Origin of the sequence: Burkholderia sp. SIMBA_051, from assembly GCF_046534915.1 — a bacterium.
Lineage (GTDB): Bacteria > Pseudomonadota > Gammaproteobacteria > Burkholderiales > Burkholderiaceae > Burkholderia > Burkholderia ambifaria.
Window position 1 is genome coordinate 1 of record NZ_JAWRXS010000219.1, and the last position, 276, is coordinate 276.

Consider the following 276-nt stretch of genomic DNA (forward strand, 5'->3'; position numbering starts at 1 on the left):
GTCCCCTTGCCGTCTTCGTTCAGGCCCAGGTGCGGGCCGAACACCCCGGCGATCTGGGCGAAGTTGACGGCGCCGGTGGAAATCGAGCGGCTGAACCAGCCCATTTCCGTGTCGTAGACATAGGCGGCCATGGTCTTGGCGGTCTTGTCGATGACCATCGCCACGTAGACCGGTTTGTTGGCCGTGAACTTCACGCCGTTGATGTCGACGCGGCTGCCGCCGGCCAGGTTGAAGCGCAGCTCGGGGCCAGCCCACTGGGCGATGGTGATGCCGGGG

At 65.6% G+C, this 276-nt stretch carries 1 pseudogene; it reads right to left on the reverse strand.

Annotated features, from left to right (window positions below):
- A pseudogene (locus SB771_RS34260) lies at window positions 1-276 on the reverse strand (nucleotide pyrophosphatase); the annotation flags it as partial.